This is a genomic window from Sorangium sp. So ce836 (assembly GCF_028553905.1).
Taxonomy (GTDB): Bacteria; Myxococcota_A; Polyangia; order Polyangiales; family Polyangiaceae; genus Sorangium; species Sorangium cellulosum_D.
In genome coordinates this window covers 100,754-117,873 of sequence record NZ_CP102233.1, presented here as the reverse complement: position 1 = coordinate 117,873, position 17,120 = coordinate 100,754, and the positions used below count along the sequence as shown (strand labels likewise).

Here is a 17,120-nt window from a genome sequence, read left to right as displayed (position 1 = left end):
ACCTGTGCACAGGAAAGCTCCACATAGCGACTGCGGCATCAGCAGAAAATTACCAAAACAACGCTGCTCCTGCGCCCAAACTTCTTGCTGGCGCCGAGGGGATCTGGTTAAGCTTCCGAGCTCAACTTCCTTCCGTTCGACCTTCGGACAGGGTCGGGCGCTCGCAGGAGTACTCAAGATGCGACCGATAGCGAGGTGTGCGTCGCTGCTCGGCCCGAGGACGTCCGAAGCAGCTTGTATCCCGGGTCTTCGGATGAAGATGTCGGCGAGGGCAGGAGCGCCGCTCCTGCCGGGCAGTTGCAACCATCGAGTTGGAGAATCGCGCTCCTGGCTGGAGGGCTCGAGGGCTCTCGCTGCCGCCTCCCTCCTGATGCTCGCGGCGTGCGCCGAAGGGTCCAGTCTGGGCGGCGACGGCGGGGGAGGCGGAGGCAGCCCCACCTCGACCTCGATCGGCGTGACCAGCTCGAGCGGCGCGGGGTCCTCGGTGTCGACCACGAGCAGCACGACCAGCTCCGCGACGAGCGGCACGTCCGGCTCCGGCGGCGGTGTCGCGAGCACGACGGTGAGCAGCTCGGCAGGCGGGGACGGCGGCGCCGGCGGGGCCGGCGGCGACGGCGGCGCTGGCGTGACGAGCACCACGGCGAGCAGCTCGGTCAGCTCCACCACGAGCAGCTCGGTCAGCTCCACCACGAGCAGCTCGGTCAGCTCCACCGCGAGCAGCACGACCAGCGCCACGACGGGCGTCGGCGGCGGCAGCGCCACGAGCTCCACCACCGCGACCTCCACCACCGGCGGCCCGACCACCCCGGCGCTCGAGCTGCAGTACGCGGCGAGGGAGACCGGCGCCGAGTCCCAGCAGCTGTCGTTCAAGGTCCGGGTCAAGAACACCAGCGCTGAGAGCGTCGCGCTCAGCGATCTGACGATTCGCTACTGGTTCACGGCCGATGTCGAGGTGGTGGATCTCAGGAGCGCATGCGACCATGCGGCGACCACCGGCGGGTGCGACAACACCGTCAGGACCTTCGGCGCAGCCTCTGGCACGGACGCCGATCGCTATTTCGAGCTCGGCTTCCTCGCCGCCGTTGGCAGCCTCGCCCCGGGCGCCACGTCCGGAGAGGTGCAGATCCGCATCTACAGCGCCGATTACGACCGCATGACGCAGACCGACGACTACTCCTTCGAGGCGACGACGGCCTGGACGCCCTCGATGCAGATCACCGTCTACCACGACGGCGAGCTCGCCTGGGGCGTAGAGCCCTAATCAGCCGAACACCCCCCGACGACCGGCCCGGGCGAAACGCCTCGCGAGCGCGCTTCACGCCCAGCGCGCAGCGTGCTCCGGGCACGGATCTCCTGGCAGAGCCCTCGCCGCTCAGACCACGATGGTCGTATTTCCAGACCGCGTCCGTCTCGAGGACACCCCTGCACGCCAATCGTTGCGCTGTGGCAGCCTGACACGCCGCGCGAGCACGCCACACCCAGCAACGCGCCTTCGCCCCTCCCGCGTTGCCGCGATGTAACCAAATTTCCAGGGAATTACGTCCTGCCGCCGATCCCGAGTGTTTCCGCTCCGTCTGGAGACGGACAGCGCTGACGGCACCATCCTTGAATAAGCGGCGTCCGGACTCTCAAATCTATGGACGCTACCGCGCTCGCCCCCCTTCCGCCCCCGTCATCCCACACCCGACCGTCGCAGGCCCCGAGCTCGCAGGCTCCGCCGCGGAGCGGGGCGCGGCTCGGCCTCGGCCGGTTCGAGACGCTGAAGCGGCGCGCCGCGGGCACGCCGGGCCTCATCAGCTTCGCGGGCGGGCTGCCGGCGCCGGGGGAGTTCCCGCGCACGAAGCTCGCGGCGTCGTTCGTCCGCGCGCTCCAGACCCCCAGCTGCCCGGCGCTCCAGTACGGCTGGCCCGAGGGCGACGAGGACCTCCGCTCCTGGATCGCCGGGCAGCTGCGGCGGCGCGGCGCCAGCGTCGCCGGCGACGACGTCATCGTGACGAGCGGCGCGCAGCAGGCCGTGTCGCTCGCCGCGCAGATGCTCCGCGGGCCGGGCGCCAGGATCGGCGTCGACCCCGAGAGCTACCCCGGGGCGCTCGAGCTGTTCCAGGCGCTCGGCGCGACCGTCGTCGACGACGGGCGCCACGTCGACGCCCACTACCTCATGCCCGCCGTCTCGAACCCGCGCGGCCGCAGGATGTCGCCCCGCGAGCGGGCCAAGGTCCTGTCGACCCTCCGGCCCATCATCGAGGACGACGCCTACGCGGATCTCAGCTTCCACGGCGCCGCCCCGCGGCCGCTCCTGGCCGAGGCGCCCGATCGCGTGTTCCACGTCGGGACGTTCTCGAAGACGCTGTGCCCGGGGCTCCGCGTCGGCTGGCTCGTGCCCCCGCGCGCGCTCCGGGCCGACGTCCTCAAGCTGAAGCAGGCCGCCGATCTGCAGGCGGCCAGCTTGCCGCAGGCGATCCTGGAAGACTACCTCCGCAACGAGGACTTCGATCAGCGGCTCGTGCGCCTGCGCGAGTTCTACGCCCGCCGCGCCGCCCGCCTGGAGCAAGCGCTCCGCCGGTACCTGCCCGGCTGGAGGTTCGAGCCGCCGGCCGGCGGCTTCGCGATCTGGGTCGAGCCCGACGCCGAGCCGAACGAGGCGTTCTTCCTGGCCGCCGCCATCGAGCACGGCGTCGCCTTCGATCCGGGGTCGCTGTTCCGCGCGAACGGCGCCGTGACCCCGTTCGCCCTCCGGCTGTGCTTCTCGTCCGTCGAGCGCGACGAGGACCTCGACGAGGGGATCCGCCGCCTCGCGCGGTGCTGGGCCGAGGTCGCGTAGCGCCGCACGCGCCCGCGAGCGCGGCCGGCGCCGCGCATCGCCCTCGTCCTCCCCTTCCCGGGCTTTCCCGGCGTCTTCCCCGCGACGGGCGATTTCCCGCCTCGCGGCGCGGCGCGTCCGGCGTCGACAGACCGATCTTCGGCCCCAGAGATCGCGTCGAGGGACATGATCATCCGGACCCGCCGCGCGACGCTCCGCGGGCGCCTCGAGCGCCTCGCCTTCCTGGCCGTCACGCTGGCGGCCCTGCTCGCGTCGGCGCCCCCTGCGCGCGCACGCGAGATCTTCTTCGATTACGGAGATCACTCGAGCGCCGAGGAGGCTCTCGAGTTCTCCGGGCTCCACCTTTCTCGCATCGTGTATTCGGAGCTCGGCTGTCCGAGCCGCCCGGTATGGCTGACGCTCGACGCGGCGCAGGGAGAGACGCTGCGCGTGCAGCTCGGCGTGCCGGAGATGGACGCGCTCCGCCGCGAGCGCCCCTCCCTCGCGCTGCTCGGCCCCGGCCTGCCGCGGGCCGCGGCGCTGCCCTTCAAGGCGCCCGCGGGGCTCGGCGCGCGGCTCTTCTCGACCCCGAGCGAGCACGCGCCGGAGGTGGTCCGCGAGCCCGTCACCGGCGCCCGCTCCTGGCTCCTGCTCGACCTGCAGATGGAGGTGCCGGAGACCGGGACTTATCACCTGGTCGCGTGGAGCCCGGAGGCGCGCCGCGTGCGGCTCTGGATCGCGCTCGGCGACGAGCCGAGCGAGGAGCTCAGCAACGTGGACGACCCCGAGGAGCGCGCGATGGCGTTCCACCAGCCCTGGACGGCGCCCGATCTCGGCGCGGCCTGCGCGCACGCGCGCCCCGCGCGGCCGGGGGACGGCGCGTCGGCGGCGGCCTGCGCGCACGCCGCCGGCCCTGCGCGCGGCGCCCTGCCCGGCCTCGCGACGGCGCTCGCCGTGGCCGCGGCGCGGCGCGCGCGCCGCCGCGACCGCGCGGGGCGCCGCGGCGGGCCGGAGCCGTGAGGGGCGCCGCGGCCGGGGCCGCCGCGGGGCCGCTCACTGCTCCAGCGCGCCGCCCGGCTTGTGCGGGACGGGCGGACGGCGCTCGAGCAGCTCCCGCGCCGCGGCGCGGACGACCGCGGGCACGTCCGCCGCCGCCGCGAGCTGCAGGAGCTCGGGCCGCAGGAGGAGGCGCACCATGGGCACCGCGATCTCCGGCGGCGCGCCCGGGTTCTGCACGATCGCCATGCGCACCCGCGCGCGCTGGGGCCACTCGGGGTGCCGCGCGATCTCCGTCATGACCTCCGGGCTCGCCGGGCGCCGCGCCGCGAGCCGGACGACGTCATCCTCGGTCAGGCGCGGGTTCGCGAGCAGGTTGCGGATGACGAGCGGGTGCGGGTCCCGCAGCAGGGCGTCGAAGGCGGCGCGCGTCGGCCGCCGCGCGAGCGCGCGCCGCTCGCCGAGCGTGAGCGCGCGGCCCGCGCCCGACGTGGCCACCTGGCGCTCGTCGGGCGCCGGCGAGGCCGGCTGCGCCTCGCGCCGCCGCGCCTTGCGGCGCAAGAGCCGCGAGAGCGACAGGAGCGCGAGGGAGGCGGCGAGCTCCCGGAGCAGCGCGACGCGCTCGGAGAGCGCCGGATCCGCGAGGACCGGCACGACGGCGCCGAGCACGTCGCGCGCGGCGGGGTCGGCCTGCTCGGCGTCGCGGCACAGGTCGTCGAGCGCGCGGGCGACGGCGGCGGGCTCGGCGCGCAGCATCTCGCTCCGCAGGAACGCGCCCCGCAGCCGGAGCTCTTTCACGGAAGAGACGGCCCGCCTCCATCGCTCCGCCAGCGGATCCACGCGTTGATGTTACTCCGCGCCGGCCCGGCGTGCAGCGCGCGCCCGGCGTCTCGCGATGCGCGATGCGCACGACGCGACGCGCGGTTATCCTGCGCCGCGCCCAAGGGGCCGGCGAAGGCCGTGCCCCACTCGTTCACACCGGGGCCGGCGAAGGCCGTGCCCCGCTCGTTCACACCGGGGCCGGCGAAGGCCGTGCCCCGCTCGTTCACACCGGGGCCGGCGAAGGCCGTGCCCTGCTCGCTCACTGGGGCCGGCGAAGGCCGTGCCCGCCTTGAAAGGGAGGAGTCGCATGTCCGAGAAGGTTTCATTCCCCGTGAAGGATGGGTCCTCGGCGACCGGCGAGATCGTCTGGCCGAAGCAGGGCGGCAAGGCGCCCGCCGTCGTGCTGATCCAGGAGTGGTGGGGCCTGAACGACCACGTCCGCTCGCTGCTCGATCGGCTCGCCGCCGCCGGGTTCGTCGCCCTCGCGCCCGACCTCTACCACGGCAAGACCACCAAGGACGCCGCCGAGGCCAACCGGCTCATGACCGAGCTCGACAAGCCGCGCGCCCTCGAGGAGATCGCCGGCGCGGTCCGCTTCCTGGCGGCGCACGAGCGGTCGAACGGCAAGGTCGGCGTCATGGGCTTCTGCATGGGCGGCGCGCTGAGCTTCGCCGCCGCGGCGACGATCCCGGAGCTCGCGGCCGTGGTGCCCTTCTACGGCATCCCGAGCCCCGCGCCCGACTACACGCGCGTCAAGGCGCCGATCCTCGCCCACTTCGCCGCGCGCGACGGGTGGGCGACGCCCGCCGCCGCCGAGGCGATCCGGAAAGAGCTCACCGCCCGCGGCCAGTCCATGGAGCTCCACGTCTACGACGCCGACCACGCGTTCGCGAACGACACGCGCCCCGAGGTCTACGACGCCGATGCGGCCAAGATCGCGTGGGAGCGGAGCATCGAGTTCCTGAAGCAGCACCTCGGCTGAGCGCTGCGCCCCGGCGCTGCCCGGAGATCCGCGCATCGCGCGGGGCGGCGGGCGCGCCGCCGCGAGCGCCGCCGCCCCGGAGAGGGCTCGCCGCGCTCCGCGCCCCGCGCTGGTCAGACACGGACCGCCGAGCCGCCGCATTGCGACCGGATCGGCCTTCTTTGCCGTCGCGCAACGAACCCTGATATAGACGCCTACATGGCCCTCCCCCCGGTGCTCCCGGGTTCGACCCACCAAGCGGAGTCGCCGATCGACCGAGCGCTCTCGCTCGCGCTCGCAGGAGAGCGCGACGCCGCGCTCCGTTGGGCCGCGGCGCTGGTCCGGCACGACCCGACCATGCCGTCCGCGCTCTGCCTCTGCGGCCGCCTCCTCGGCGAGCTGAACCGGCACGAGGCCGCGCGCGAGGCGTGCGCCACCGCGGTCGTCCGCGCGATCGACCTGGAGAACCTGCCGCTCGCCGTGGCCGCCGCGCGCGAGAGCGAGCGCTTCGGCGGCGACGCCGGCCCGGGCCTCGACCTCATCGCCGAGGCCTTTTGCCGCGACTCGCCGCGGCTCGGCGAGGGCGCGCCGCCGCCGCCGCCCCTGCCGACCGCCGAGGCGTTCCAGCCGCTCGCGTCCGTGCTCACCGGCGCGCTCCTGCTCAACAAGGCGACGGAGATCATCCACGACGCCACCCGCAGGCTCGCCGCCCAGAGCGACCACCCCGGGATCGCGCCCCAGCCGGTCTTCTCGTCGGTCGGGCGCGACGCGCTCCGCGCCCTGTGCGCCGCGTTCACGCCCATCTGGGTGGCGGCGGGGACGACCGTCATCGAGCAGGGCGCCGCGCGCAGCGAGGCCTACTTCGTCGCGCGCGGCGAGCTCGAGGCCCGGCGCCGGCGCGGCAGCGAGGAGATCGTCCTCGCGCGGCTCACGAACGGCGCCATGTTCGGCGAGATGGCGCTGCTCTCGCGGGCGCCGCGCACCGGCAGCGTCGTCGCCACGCGGCCGTCCATCGTGCTCGAGGTGAAGCGCGACGCGATCGACGAGATCGCCCAGCGCGAGCCCGAGGTCGGCCTGGAGCTCGCCGCCTACTGCCGCGACCGCATGGTGGAGAACCTCGTCCGGATGAGCGACGTGCTCCGCGTCGTCCCCGACGCCGACCGGCCCGCGTTCGTGAAGCGGTTCCGCACCCGCACGTTCGAGAAGAACGAGCGGCTCCTCGTCCAGGACGAGCGGCCCCCCGGCCTGTTCCTCATCGCCTCCGGCGAGGTCGCCGTGGTCCGGCGCGACACCGCCGACGACGCCCACCTCGAGCCGCTCGTGCTCACCACGCTCGGCCCGGGCGACGTCGTCGGCGAGATCGCGATGGTCCTCCGCCGCGCGGCGAACGCCGACGTGATCGCCGTCCACCCCACCGTGGCGCTGTACCTGCCGGCCACCGAGTTCATGGGTCTGGTCGAGGCTCACCCGGCCGTGCTGGCGCAACTCTACAAGCTCGCCGTCCAGCGCGACGAGGAGACCACGAGCATCATGGCCGAGGAGGTCTCCGTGGCCGAGGACTTCGTGCTGATCTAGGGCGCCGAACAGCTCGAGAGACGAAGAAATGCGCCATGGTTGGGCAGAGTTTTTGTTGTTGTTCCCTCTGTGCCTCTGTGGTTCAAACTCTCTGTTGCGCGGCGTTTCAACCTGTTCGGTGGTCTAGCAGCGTCCTGCGAGCCGAGGCGCGTGCGCCGATTGACGCTCCGCACCATGGCCCGTAGACTTTCAGTCTATCCGTTGTGCTTGTTGAACAGCACTGAACAATTACCGGCGTAGGGTAGGCCACGCGCGCACGACAGGTCCTGCGACAATGACGACGAAGGCGTTCGGGCTGGAGGGACAGGTGCTGGTCGGCCGGTATCGGCTGATCCGCCCGCTCAGCTCGGGCAGCATGGGCACCGTCTGGCGCGCGGACGATCTCACGCTCGGCTCGCCGGTCGCGATCAAGATGCTCGGCCCGCTGTATGCGAAGGACGAGACGGTGCGCGCGCGCTTCTACCAGGAGGCGCAGGCGGCGGCGGCGCTCCGCAGCCCGCACGTCGTGCAGATCCTCGATCACGGCGTCGACAACGACGTCCCCTTCATCGCGATGGAGCTGCTCGAGGGCGAGGATCTCGCGCACCGGCTCCAGCGCGTCGGCCCGCTCTCGCCGGCCGAGGCGGCGCGCATCTTCGCCGACGTCGCGCGCGCGGTCCGCAAGGCCCATGACGCCGGCATCGTCCATCGCGACCTCAAGCCCGACAACATCTTCCTCGCCCGCGACGACGACCGCGAGGTGGCCAAGGTCCTCGATTTCGGCGTCGCGAAGACGCGCTTGTACGGCAGCGAGGGCCTGGGGACGCAGGCCGGCGTGCTGATCGGGACGCTGCCGTACATGAGCCCTGAGCAGGCGCAGGGCGCGAACGTCGATTACCGATCGGACCTGTGGGCGCTCGGCGTCATCGCCTTCGAGTGCGTGTGCGGCCGGGCGGCGATCACGGCCGAGGCGCCCGGCGCGATGATCCTCGAGATATGCAGTGACCCGCTCCCCGTCCCCTCGAAGGTGGCGCGCGTGCCCGTGCCGCCGGCGTTCGACGAGTGGTTCCTGCACGCGTGCAGCCGCGATCCGAGCGCGCGGTTCCCCTCGGCGACGGCGATGGGCGAGGCGCTGCGCGAGGCGCTCCTGCCGGGCGGCGAGGCGCAGGAGGCCGGGAGGGCGTCGCTGATCTCCGCCCCCGCCCCGGCCCCCGCCGTCGCGGACGCCGGGCCGAGCTCCGTCCCGCCGGCGTCCGCTGCGCCGGCCTCTGCCGCCCTGGCATCTCCCGCGCCGGCATCCGCCGCGCCGGCATCTGCCGCCCCGGCGTCCGCCGCGCCGACGTCTGCCGCGCCGGCGTCCGCACCGCCGGTCTCCGTCTCGCCGGGCGGGGGCACGGCCTCGCCGCCGGTCGTCGACGAGGGCGCGGAGGCCGACTGGCCGCCTCGCCGCACCGCGCCCGTCACCGCCCTCGTGCTCGGCCTCGCGGCCTCGGTCCTCGGCGTGGCGCTCTTCGTGGGCTGGCGCGCGCTGGGCAGCGACCCGTCCGCGCGCCAGCTGCCGTCCGGCGCGGCGTCGTCGCCGACGCCGGCGCTCGAGGCGCGGGCGGCCGCCCCTCCGGCGAACGCGCCGCCGGCGGAGGCAGCTCCGGCCAGCGGAGCGCCCGAGATCGCGCCTTCCCGCGAGGCGACGGCCGCGTCCGCCGCGGCGCCCTCGGCCCCTGCCGACAGCGCCGCCCCCGCGCGGGCCTCCCGAGCGCCCGCCGCGGCCGCATCGTGGGCCGCGGCGGCGCCCGCTCGGCCGAGCAAGGCCGCCCCGTCCGCGCAGCGGACCAGGGCCCCGTCCGCGGCCGCGCCCTCGGCCTCCGGCGCGGCGCGGCCCTCGGCCTCCGGCGCGGCGCGGCCCTCGACCTCCAGCGAGCCGCGGACCAAGGCCGACCGCCTCGGCTTCTGAGGAGACGCATGCACCCGCGCTTGAGGGCCCTCGGCACCGCCACCGTCGCGTTCGCGCTCGCGCTCGCCGCCGCGCCCCCCGCGCGCGCGGCCGACGTCGATCCGGCCACCGTCAACGCTGCCCGGGCGCTCGCGGAGGAGGGCCTCGAGCTCTACGACCGCGGCGAGTACGCCGCGGCGCTCGACAAGCTCGGGCGCGCGGAAGAGCTGATCCAGGCCCCCACGATCGGCCTGTACGCGGCGCGGTGCCTCGAGCAGCTCGGCCGCCTCATCGAGGCCTCCGAGCGTTACCTGCAGGTGAGCCGCACCGCGCTCGAGGCCTCGGCGAGCGACGTCTTCAAGGCGGCCGTCGCCGACGCCGAGAAGGCGTATCGCGATCTCAAACCGCGCATCCCCAAGCTGGCAGTCGGGGTGCGCGGCGCCCCGGAGCGCGAGGTGCAGATCACCGTCGACGGCAAGGCCATGCCGCCCGCGCTCGTGGGGGTGAGCCGGCCTGTCGATCCCGGCAAGCACCTCGTCGAGGGCGCGTGGGCGGGCCGGGTCGTCCGGCAGGAGGTCACGCTGGCGGAGCGCCAGGAGGCGTCGATCGCGCTCGCGTTCCCCGAGGTCCGCCGGCCCGCCGTCCCCTCGCCCGCCGGCCCCGCGCCGCCGGGCGGCGCGCAGCGCGTGCTCGGCTGGTCTGCGCTGGGCACGGGCGCGGCGGCGCTCGCCATCGGCGGCGTCACGCTCGGCGTGACCCTCACCCTGCGCAGCGATCTCATCGACCTCGGGTGCACCGAGAAGGTCGTGTGCCCTGACACGCCGAAGACGCGCGACAAGCTGGGCTCGTACAACACCACGCGCCTCATCCCCGCGCCGGCGTTCATCGTGGGCGGGGCGCTCGCCGCGGGCGGCGTCGCGCTGCTCCTCACCACGCCGTCGGCGTCGAAGCCCAAGGACGCGGCGGTGCGTCCGTGGATATCGCCGTGGGGCGCTGGGATCGCAGGGGTGTTCTGATGAGACGCAGCGGCTTCTTGGTGCTCTTCGGCGCGCTCGGCGTGGCCGGCGCGCTCGGCGGATGCTTCGACAAGGGCGTGATCGCGATGAACGGCGGCGGCGCGGCCGGCGCCGGCGGGACGGGCGGCCTGGGCGGCCTGGGCGGCGCGGGCGGCGACGGCGGCGCGGGCGGCGGCGTCGGCGGGGCGACGTCGAGCGCCTCCACGGGCGGCGAGGAGCCCTGTGTGCCTTGTTATGACGGCCCCCCCTCCACCTTGGATTCCGGCGAGTGCAAGAGCGGCTGTCTGCGCGGCGGGGTGTGCGTCGGTCAGGTGGTCCCCACGGCCGAGGGTTGCGCGACGGAGGCCTTGGACGAGAGCTGCGATGGTGAGCCGAAGTGCACCGGAAAGCTCGAGTGGAGCACCAAGATCGGGGAGGGCGGCGAGCAGTACGGTCATGACATCGCCTTCGACAGGGAGGGAAACCTCCTGGTCGTGGGGCGGTTCACCGGGAACGTGGGCTTCGCCACCTCCCAGGGCTCGACCGACGCCTTCGTCGTCAAGCTCGGCCCGACCGGGGCCAGGATCTGGGGGAAGGCGTTCGGGGGGACGGGCTCGGATGTCTGCACCCGCGTGGCGTACACGAACGACGGCGTGATCGTGGCCGGGACCTACGACAACACCCTCCGTATCGACGGGTCCTCGCTCGGCAACGACGGCGGCACGGACGTGTTCGTGGCGAAGCTCGACGCGGAGGGCGGCCTCGACTGGATGAACAAGATCAGCGGTCCCGCGGCCGACACGGTCCATGGGCTCGCCGTGGATGCCGAGGGCAACATCTTCGTCGCTGGCAGCTTTACCGATCGGGCCGAGGTGTTCGGTGTGGAGGACCTGAACAGCGCCGGCGGAGAGGACATCTTCGTCTCCAAGATAGACGCGGCGGGGAACCACGTCTGGAGCTTCAACTTCGGCAATCGGAGCGAACAGGTCGCCCTCGACGCCGCGGCCACGCCCGACGGCGGCGTGGTCCTGGTCGGCAGCCTCGCGGGGGAAATGAATTTCGGGGATACGCCCATCATCCCCCGCGGCTACGACGCCTTCATGGTCAAGCTCGACAGGGACGGGGTGCCGCGCATCGCCAAGAGCTTCGGCGATGACATGGCGCAAGAGTTCGTGTCGGTCGCGGTGGACGCCCAGGGAGGCATCGTCGTCGCGGGGAGCACCCACGGAACGATGAACATCGACGGATCCACTCCACCGTATCGCGGAGGGGCCGACGCGGTGGTCGCCGCCTTCGACGCCGAGGGCAAGCCCGTCTGGAGCCGTCAATTCGGGAGTCAGGACGATCAGCGGGCGCTCGGGGTGGCGGTGGACCAGGCGGGCAACGTCGTCGTGGTCGGAGAATTCGCGCGCTCGATCGATCTCGATTCTCGGCACCTCGAGTCCCGCGGCGACAAGGACGCTTTCCTGGCGAAGTTCATGCCGGATGGCACGACGGCCTGGGCCATCTCGTTCGGCGATGCGATGACGCAGAGCGCAGCGGACGTCACGGTGGGCGCGCTGGGCGTCATCGCGCTGACGGGCGATTTCGACGGCAGCATCGATCTCGGGGGAGCCCCGCTGACGAGCGTCGGGGGCCGCGACGCGTTCGTCGCCAAGCTGCAGCCCTGACGTCCGCCCCGGGGCGACGCGCGCTTCGCCGCCCCGCTGGCGCCCTTCCTGCATTCCTGCAGATCGAGGTCGGCTCGCCGCCGCCACGCTCGTGCAGCCAAGCTCGAATCGCGCGATCCGTACGGAAAAGGGCATCGGGTGTCCAGCGCCTGCGCCGACCAGCGTTCCAGTGAAGATGCTCTGGTACACATCCATTGACATATCTCGGTCGATGACAAAACTTGCTCGAGGCCTCCTCGTGCTGCATTGAGCAACGACGGATCTACGTAGCTGCGAGCAGCAGCGAATCCGACGCGCTGGGGCAGGACGTCCGGTGGACCAGGGGGACACATGGAGGTCCGGTGAGAGCTCCATGTACCAGCACGATTGATCCACCGGATCGAGCGCGACCCGCCTCTGGATCACCTCGAGATCTCCTGCGCTGCCCGCATTCAGGCGCTTTTCGGGAGGCGCCGCGGCGCGGCGGGGAGCTCCTCGCACCGGGCATTACATTTGCCTGCCGAGGAACCGCTCACGGAGGAGGAGGTCTCGCGCGATGATCAACACTCAAGAGAGGCCGGGGTCGCTGCCCTATACCCCCGTCACACCAGGGGCGCTGCCCTATACCCCCGCCACGCATGCTCAGGGGACGAGGACGGGCGTCCACGCGGCGGTCCAGGTCAGCCCCAGCATCGCGCCGGTGGCGGCCAGCGTGCCGCCCATGTCGTCCTCCTCGGGGGACCTGGATCGCGAGCTCGAGGCGCTCGCCCAGGGCGTGCGGCAGAAGCGGCGGAGCCGGCTCGCGGTCGGCATGGGCCTGATCATCGCGGCCGCGGCTGCGGTCGCGGTCACGACCTTCGCCGGCAAGGTGAAGGAGGCCGAGGCGGCCCAGGCCGAGGCGGTGGCCGCGCGCATCGCCGAGCAGGACCGGATCGCGCAGCTCAACCTGGAGCTCGAGGCGCGCAACAAGAAGATCTCCGAGCTGACCCTCGCGCTCGATACGGCCAAGAGCGACGCCGAGAAGGCGCAGAAGGCGTTCGCCGCGTACAAGGCCGCGGAGGAGGCGAAGGCTGCGGCCGAGGACGAGGACGAGGCCGACGCGAAGACGTCGAAGCTCTCGCCCAAGGCGGCCGCGGCCAAGGGCGTCCGGTCGGCGCCGGCCAAGGCCGCGCGAGGCGCCCGCGCGGGGGTGGCGAAGAAGGGCGGCAAGTGCGTGTGCAAGCAGGGCGACCCGCTCTGCGGCTGCCTGTGAGCAACAGCGCGCCGCCTGTTCCGTGAGCAGCAGCTCGCGGCCTATCCCCCTCCAGACCCGCTGACAGGATGACGACACCGGCGGAGGCCGCGCGGCGCGGGCCGCGCGGTGGAACCGGGGTCATGGCGGCCGCCGAGGCGCGCTGCGCCGCGCGCAGCGGAGCGCCTCGGCCGAGGCTCGCTCACGGCACGTTCGCCGCGCCGGGCGTGATCGTCCCGGAGAACGCCCAGTCGGCGGCGGCCTGGTTCGTGTCCGTCCCGTCGGGCAGGCGGCAGAGCGAGCCCGGAGCATCGTTGAGGTCCGCCACGGAGGCCGGCAACGGCTCGCCCTCGACGAGGCTCACGCTGGCGCCCCCGATCGTGACGGCGGTGATGCTCCCCTCGTAGGAGAGCGCGTCGATCAAGGCGCCCGTCGTCGTGTTCACCAGCGCGATCCCGTCGGGCTGTCCGGTCGCTCCGCTCCCGCCATTCTGTATCCGGTTGGTCTGGCCGCCGGAGAACGCGATCGTCGGAGTACCCACCGGCACCATGGCCGGCACCTCGCTGGTGCCGACCACCACCGCCGCGCTGCCGAGCACGAGATACTGGCCCGCCGCGAGCGTCCCGGCAGGGCTCAGATCGAACGTCTGGTAAACGGAGGCAGGCGTTGTCGCGCCGTTGATCAACACGATCGCGTGGCCCGCGAGGTCCACCGGTGCGCCCGTGCCGTTGTAGATCTCGATGAACTCGGCAGCATCGGTGTCCTCCTGATCGTAATCCACCTCGTTGATCACGAGCGCTCCCGCCACCGTCACCACCTCGACGGTCGCGGTGAGCGACCTCTCCCCGAGCGTCGCGGTCACCGTGACGCCGGCGCTCGAGCCGCCGTCCACGTACTCGAACGTGGCGCCCTGCTGCCCGGCCGGGATCGTGACCGACGCCGGCAGGGTGCCAGCGTCCGGCGGATCGAGCGCGAGCGCCACGACCGCGCCGCCCGGCGGCGCCGGGATGTCGAGCGCCACGGTGAACGACACCGTGCGGCCCGGCGCCACCGTGGCCGACGCCGGGTCGAGCGCGGCCAGCGCCGGCGCCACCATCGGATCGAGGACGCGCACCGCCGCGGTGAGGCTCGCGTCGTCGAGGGCCGCGGTCAGGGTCACGGCCTCCACCGCGGCGATGGCGTCGAGCAGCACGGGGGCGCTCGTCGCGCCGGCGGGCACGGTCACGCCGCCGCCCACCACCGCGAGCGCCGCCGGATCGCCCGAGGTCACGGCCACGAACATGTCGGCCGGCGCCGGCCTGGAGAGCGTCACCTCGAGCGGCGCCGGCACGGTCTGCGCCCCGGTCTGCCCCACGTAGACGAACGACTCCGCCGGCCCGAACGCCGCGAGCCGCGGCGGGCCCGGCACGAGGTCCTCCGCGCTGCGCGGCTCGATCTTCGAGTCGTCGTTCCGGTAGTCGAGGATGCCGCGGATCCTCGAGAAGCGGTCGCCGACCACCGGGAACGGGTCGGCCAGGTACAGGAGGTCGTTCACGCGCAGATCGCCCGTGACGAAGAACTCGTTGTACATGGTCTCGAGCCCGGTCACCCTGACGTCCGCCACCTCGACGAGCACGCCCTCGAGCTCGGCGGCCCGCGGCCCGCCCGTGGCGATGTCGGCCGGCGCGACCGGCGCCGGCGCCGGCGCCGCCTCGCCGAGCGACGCGATCACCTCGACCACGGCGGATCCCAGCTGGATCTGGCCGTAGAAGCTCGTGACCACCGCGCGCGCGATCCGCACGCGATCGCCCGCCACCACGGCGTTGCCCGGGCTGTAGACGTAGAGGCCGGAGTACGCGGGCCCCGCGTACCCCGGGTCCCCGGGCTTGACCTGCACGAAGAACCCGCTCGCGTGCTTCCCCGTCACGAGCACGTTCTCCAGGGCCACCACCATCCCCTCGGCGACGGTGCCGTCCTTGATGTCGTAGATCGACACAGGGCAGCCCAGCGCTCCCGGGTTCGCGTCCGCCGGGCAGAGGTCGCACGGATCGCCCTTGCCGTCGCCATCCATGTCGGCCTGGTCGGGGTTCTCGAGGCTCGGGCAGTTGTCCGCGCCGCTCTCGACGCCGTCGCCGTCGGCGTCGTGCGGGTTCGGCGCCGAGCAGAGGGTGCTGCCCGCGTCGATCGGGCACGCGTCGCAGGCGTCGCCGTCGCCGTCGCCGTCGGCGTCGGCCTGCGCCCCGTCGTCGAGCGGCCGGACCGGGTTGAAGACGCTCGGGCAGTTGTCCGCGCCGTTCTCGATGCCGTCGCCGTCGACGTCCTCGTCCGTCGGCTGCCCCGTGTAGACGGTCGAGCCGTTCACCGAGGCGTTCACGGGCGCGGTCGCCGCGCGCGACGGGGTGCAGAGCGGCTCGCCCTCGGGCTCGTCGCAGAAGAACGGCGGGTAGATCTCGCCCGCCGCCCGCTCGAGCTCCTCCAGCCCCATCCCGATCTCGTCCTGCAGACAGACCTGCTTCGCGACGCCGCACACGTCGAGCTCGTCGCAGACCTCCGCGCCCCGGACCGCGGCCACCACGGCCGCGTCGCCGTAAAGGACCTTCCCGCCGCGCATCACGAGCACGACGTCCTCGGGCTCCGCGGCGACGATCGCGCGGTGATCGGCGCGCTCCGCGCCGTTGAAGATGGCGATGTCCGCGACCTTCCCCAGCGACAGCGCGCCGATGACCTCGTCGGTGGCGGTGACCGAGGCGGCGCTCCCGGTCACCATCCTCCACAGCTCCTCGTCGGTGAAGAAGCCGTCGTAATACACCTCGTTGAGCGTCGCCGCGCACCGGAGCTCGCGTAGGAGGTTCATCGATCCGGTCGCGATCCAGTCCGTGCCGAGGGCGATCTGCACCCCGAGGCGGGCCGCGGCGGTGACCACGGCCGTGTCGCCGTAGAGCGTGATGTTGGAGCGCGGAGACCAGATGAGCGCCGTCCCGTTCTCGGCCATGGCCGCGTAGTCGGGCGCGGTGAGGCCGATCCCGTGGATGAACGCGCTCTGCGGCTTCAGCACGTCGTTCGGCGCCTTCTGCAGACAGACGAACTCGTTGCGCGCCGACGCCTCGATCCCCTCGGCCACGTGCGGGCAATAGGCGTCCTCCCCCTCGATGTCCTCCCCTCTCACCATGTCGTCCGAGTAGCCGCAGCCGCTCACGAGCTCGCGGCCGTTCGAGTCGCGGAGCGGGAAGGTGTCGAAGACGACCGACTTCTGCCCCAGGCCTTCCTGGTCGCCCCGATCCAGGTTCCGGAGGAGCCCGGTCGCGCTCCCCGAGCCGACGATCGACGTCGCGCCGCCCATCAGGAAGCGGAGCTCGCCCCACCGGATCTGCGCCGGCGTGGCCGAGCCCGGCGTGTCGATCTTCGTGTGGCCGCTATCGCCGGTGCGCCAGTCGTGCCGGTGCTCGTAGCGCTCCTCGGTCGGGGTATACGGGTTGTTCTGCGTGAACGTGATGTGATCGTGCGTGTTGATCAGCGAGGGGGAGATGACGCCCTTCGGGCACGTGATCACCGTCGCGCCCGCCGCCTCGCAATCGCAGCCGACGCACGCGATCGTCCCCCGCTCGTCCACGAGCACCCGCCCGCCGCGGTACACCGCGCCCGGCGCCAGCACGACGCCCCGGATCAGCGTGGCGCCCGCGCCGGGGACCACCTCGCACGTCCCGTGCGCGACCGGCGGGATCTCCCCGCAGGCGATCTCCAGGATCCTCGACTTCGTGCAGTCGACCTCGCATCCGTCGCTTCCCGCGACGTTCCCGTCGTCGCATTGCTCGCCCGGATCCACGACGCCGTCGCCGCAGCGCGGCGGCACCTCGATCTCGCACTCCGACGAGCAGCCGTCGCCGCCGTCCGTGTTGCCGTCGTCGCACGCCTCGCCCGCGTCGAGCGCGCCGTCCCCGCAGCGGGGCCGCGGCGCGCCCTCGGGCTGGCACGTCGGCGAGCAGCCGTCGCCCTCCGCCGTGTTGCCGTCGTCGCACGCCTCGCCCACGTCGACCGCGCCGTCGCCGCACACGCCGGCGGGGGTGTCGCCCCCGTCGTCGTCCCCGCAGCCGTTCCAGAACAACAGGCCCACGAGCACGGCCATCAGCCGCGCGAAGTGCATCGATCGGTGAGGCATGGCGCTAGTGTAGGCGATGCCCGCACGCGCCAGTGTGGTCTTCCGAT

The 17,120-nt window shown here is 73.2% G+C and carries 11 protein-coding genes; 9 read left to right on the top strand and 2 right to left on the bottom strand.

Features of this window, described 5'->3' with window-relative positions; all coding sequences use genetic code 11:
- The first annotated feature begins 454 nt into the window (after positions 1 to 454).
- From NQZ70_RS00405 to NQZ70_RS00395, 3 genes are all read left to right on the top strand, one after another.
- Positions 455 to 1,261 (top strand): cellulose binding domain-containing protein, encoded by an 807-nt coding sequence (locus NQZ70_RS00405; RefSeq protein ID WP_129572434.1) that lies wholly within the window; start codon positions 455 to 457, stop codon positions 1,259 to 1,261.
- Positions 1,262 to 1,636: 375 nt separating this feature from the next.
- On the top strand, positions 1,637 to 2,821 hold the full coding sequence (locus tag NQZ70_RS00400; protein ID WP_129572433.1) for a PLP-dependent aminotransferase family protein: 1,185 nt from the start codon (positions 1,637 to 1,639) through the stop codon (positions 2,819 to 2,821).
- 165 nt (positions 2,822 to 2,986) lie between these two features.
- Positions 2,987 to 3,820: a hypothetical protein gene (locus NQZ70_RS00395; RefSeq protein ID WP_129572432.1), complete on the top strand. Its 834-nt coding sequence runs from the start codon at positions 2,987 to 2,989 to the stop codon at positions 3,818 to 3,820.
- 33 nt (positions 3,821 to 3,853) lie between these two features.
- Here NQZ70_RS00395 and NQZ70_RS00390 read toward each other — a convergent pair whose 3' ends face one another.
- A complete protein-coding gene (locus NQZ70_RS00390; RefSeq protein ID WP_165373721.1) occupies positions 3,854 to 4,594 on the bottom strand; it encodes a hypothetical protein in 741 nt (246 codons plus the stop codon).
- Positions 4,595 to 4,925: 331 nt separating this feature from the next.
- On the opposite strand from NQZ70_RS00390, the gene NQZ70_RS00385 reads away from it, so the two are divergent.
- From NQZ70_RS00385 to NQZ70_RS00360, 6 genes are all read left to right on the top strand, one after another.
- Positions 4,926 to 5,600: a dienelactone hydrolase family protein gene (locus tag NQZ70_RS00385; protein WP_129572431.1), complete on the top strand. Its 675-nt coding sequence runs from the start codon at positions 4,926 to 4,928 to the stop codon at positions 5,598 to 5,600.
- A gap of 198 nt (positions 5,601 to 5,798) precedes the next feature.
- Positions 5,799 to 7,154, top strand: a complete 1,356-nt coding sequence (locus NQZ70_RS00380) for a cyclic nucleotide-binding domain-containing protein (RefSeq protein ID WP_129572430.1) — start codon at positions 5,799 to 5,801, stop codon at positions 7,152 to 7,154.
- A 274-nt stretch (positions 7,155 to 7,428) separates the two neighbouring features.
- Positions 7,429 to 9,084 carry a serine/threonine-protein kinase gene (locus NQZ70_RS00375; RefSeq protein ID WP_129572429.1) on the top strand — a complete coding sequence of 552 codons (1,656 nt, stop codon included), beginning with the start codon at positions 7,429 to 7,431 and terminating at the stop codon, positions 9,082 to 9,084.
- 8 nt (positions 9,085 to 9,092) lie between these two features.
- Positions 9,093 to 10,079 (top strand): tetratricopeptide repeat protein, encoded by a 987-nt coding sequence (locus tag NQZ70_RS00370; RefSeq protein WP_129572428.1) that lies wholly within the window; start codon positions 9,093 to 9,095, stop codon positions 10,077 to 10,079.
- Positions 10,079 to 11,728, top strand: coding sequence for an SBBP repeat-containing protein (locus NQZ70_RS00365; RefSeq protein WP_237244894.1), 1,650 nt, complete (start codon positions 10,079 to 10,081; stop codon positions 11,726 to 11,728). The genes NQZ70_RS00370 and NQZ70_RS00365 overlap by 1 nt, the downstream gene beginning before the upstream one ends.
- 535 nt (positions 11,729 to 12,263) lie before the next feature.
- Complete coding sequence (locus tag NQZ70_RS00360) at positions 12,264 to 12,959, top strand: hypothetical protein (RefSeq protein WP_237244893.1); 696 nt, start codon at positions 12,264 to 12,266, stop codon at positions 12,957 to 12,959.
- Between the two features lie 181 nt (positions 12,960 to 13,140).
- On the opposite strand, the gene NQZ70_RS00355 is transcribed toward NQZ70_RS00360, so the two are convergent.
- Entirely contained in the window at positions 13,141 to 17,073 is a 3,933-nt protein-coding gene (locus NQZ70_RS00355; RefSeq protein WP_237244892.1) for a lamin tail domain-containing protein, read from the bottom strand.
- Between the last annotated feature and the right edge of the window lie 47 nt (positions 17,074 to 17,120).

Excerpts from the sequence above, each read along its gene's own strand:
- NQZ70_RS00395 (WP_129572432.1), top strand. The coding sequence starts at position 2,987 with ATGATCATCCGGACCCGCCGCGCGACGCTCCGCGGGCGCCTCGAGCGC.
- NQZ70_RS00380 (WP_129572430.1), top strand. The coding sequence starts at position 5,799 with ATGGCCCTCCCCCCGGTGCTCCCGGGTTCGACCCACCAAGCGGAGTCG.
- NQZ70_RS00375 (WP_129572429.1), top strand. The coding sequence starts at position 7,429 with ATGACGACGAAGGCGTTCGGGCTGGAGGGACAGGTGCTGGTCGGCCGG.
- NQZ70_RS00365 (WP_237244894.1), top strand. The coding sequence starts at position 10,079 with ATGAGACGCAGCGGCTTCTTGGTGCTCTTCGGCGCGCTCGGCGTGGCC.
- NQZ70_RS00355 (WP_237244892.1), bottom strand. The coding sequence starts at position 17,073 with ATGCCTCACCGATCGATGCACTTCGCGCGGCTGATGGCCGTGCTCGTG.
- NQZ70_RS00400 (WP_129572433.1), top strand. The coding sequence starts at position 1,637 with ATGGACGCTACCGCGCTCGCCCCCCTTCCGCCCCCGTCATCCCACACC.
- NQZ70_RS00360 (WP_237244893.1), top strand. The coding sequence starts at position 12,264 with ATGATCAACACTCAAGAGAGGCCGGGGTCGCTGCCCTATACCCCCGTC.
- NQZ70_RS00370 (WP_129572428.1), top strand. The coding sequence starts at position 9,093 with ATGCACCCGCGCTTGAGGGCCCTCGGCACCGCCACCGTCGCGTTCGCG.
- NQZ70_RS00385 (WP_129572431.1), top strand. The coding sequence starts at position 4,926 with ATGTCCGAGAAGGTTTCATTCCCCGTGAAGGATGGGTCCTCGGCGACC.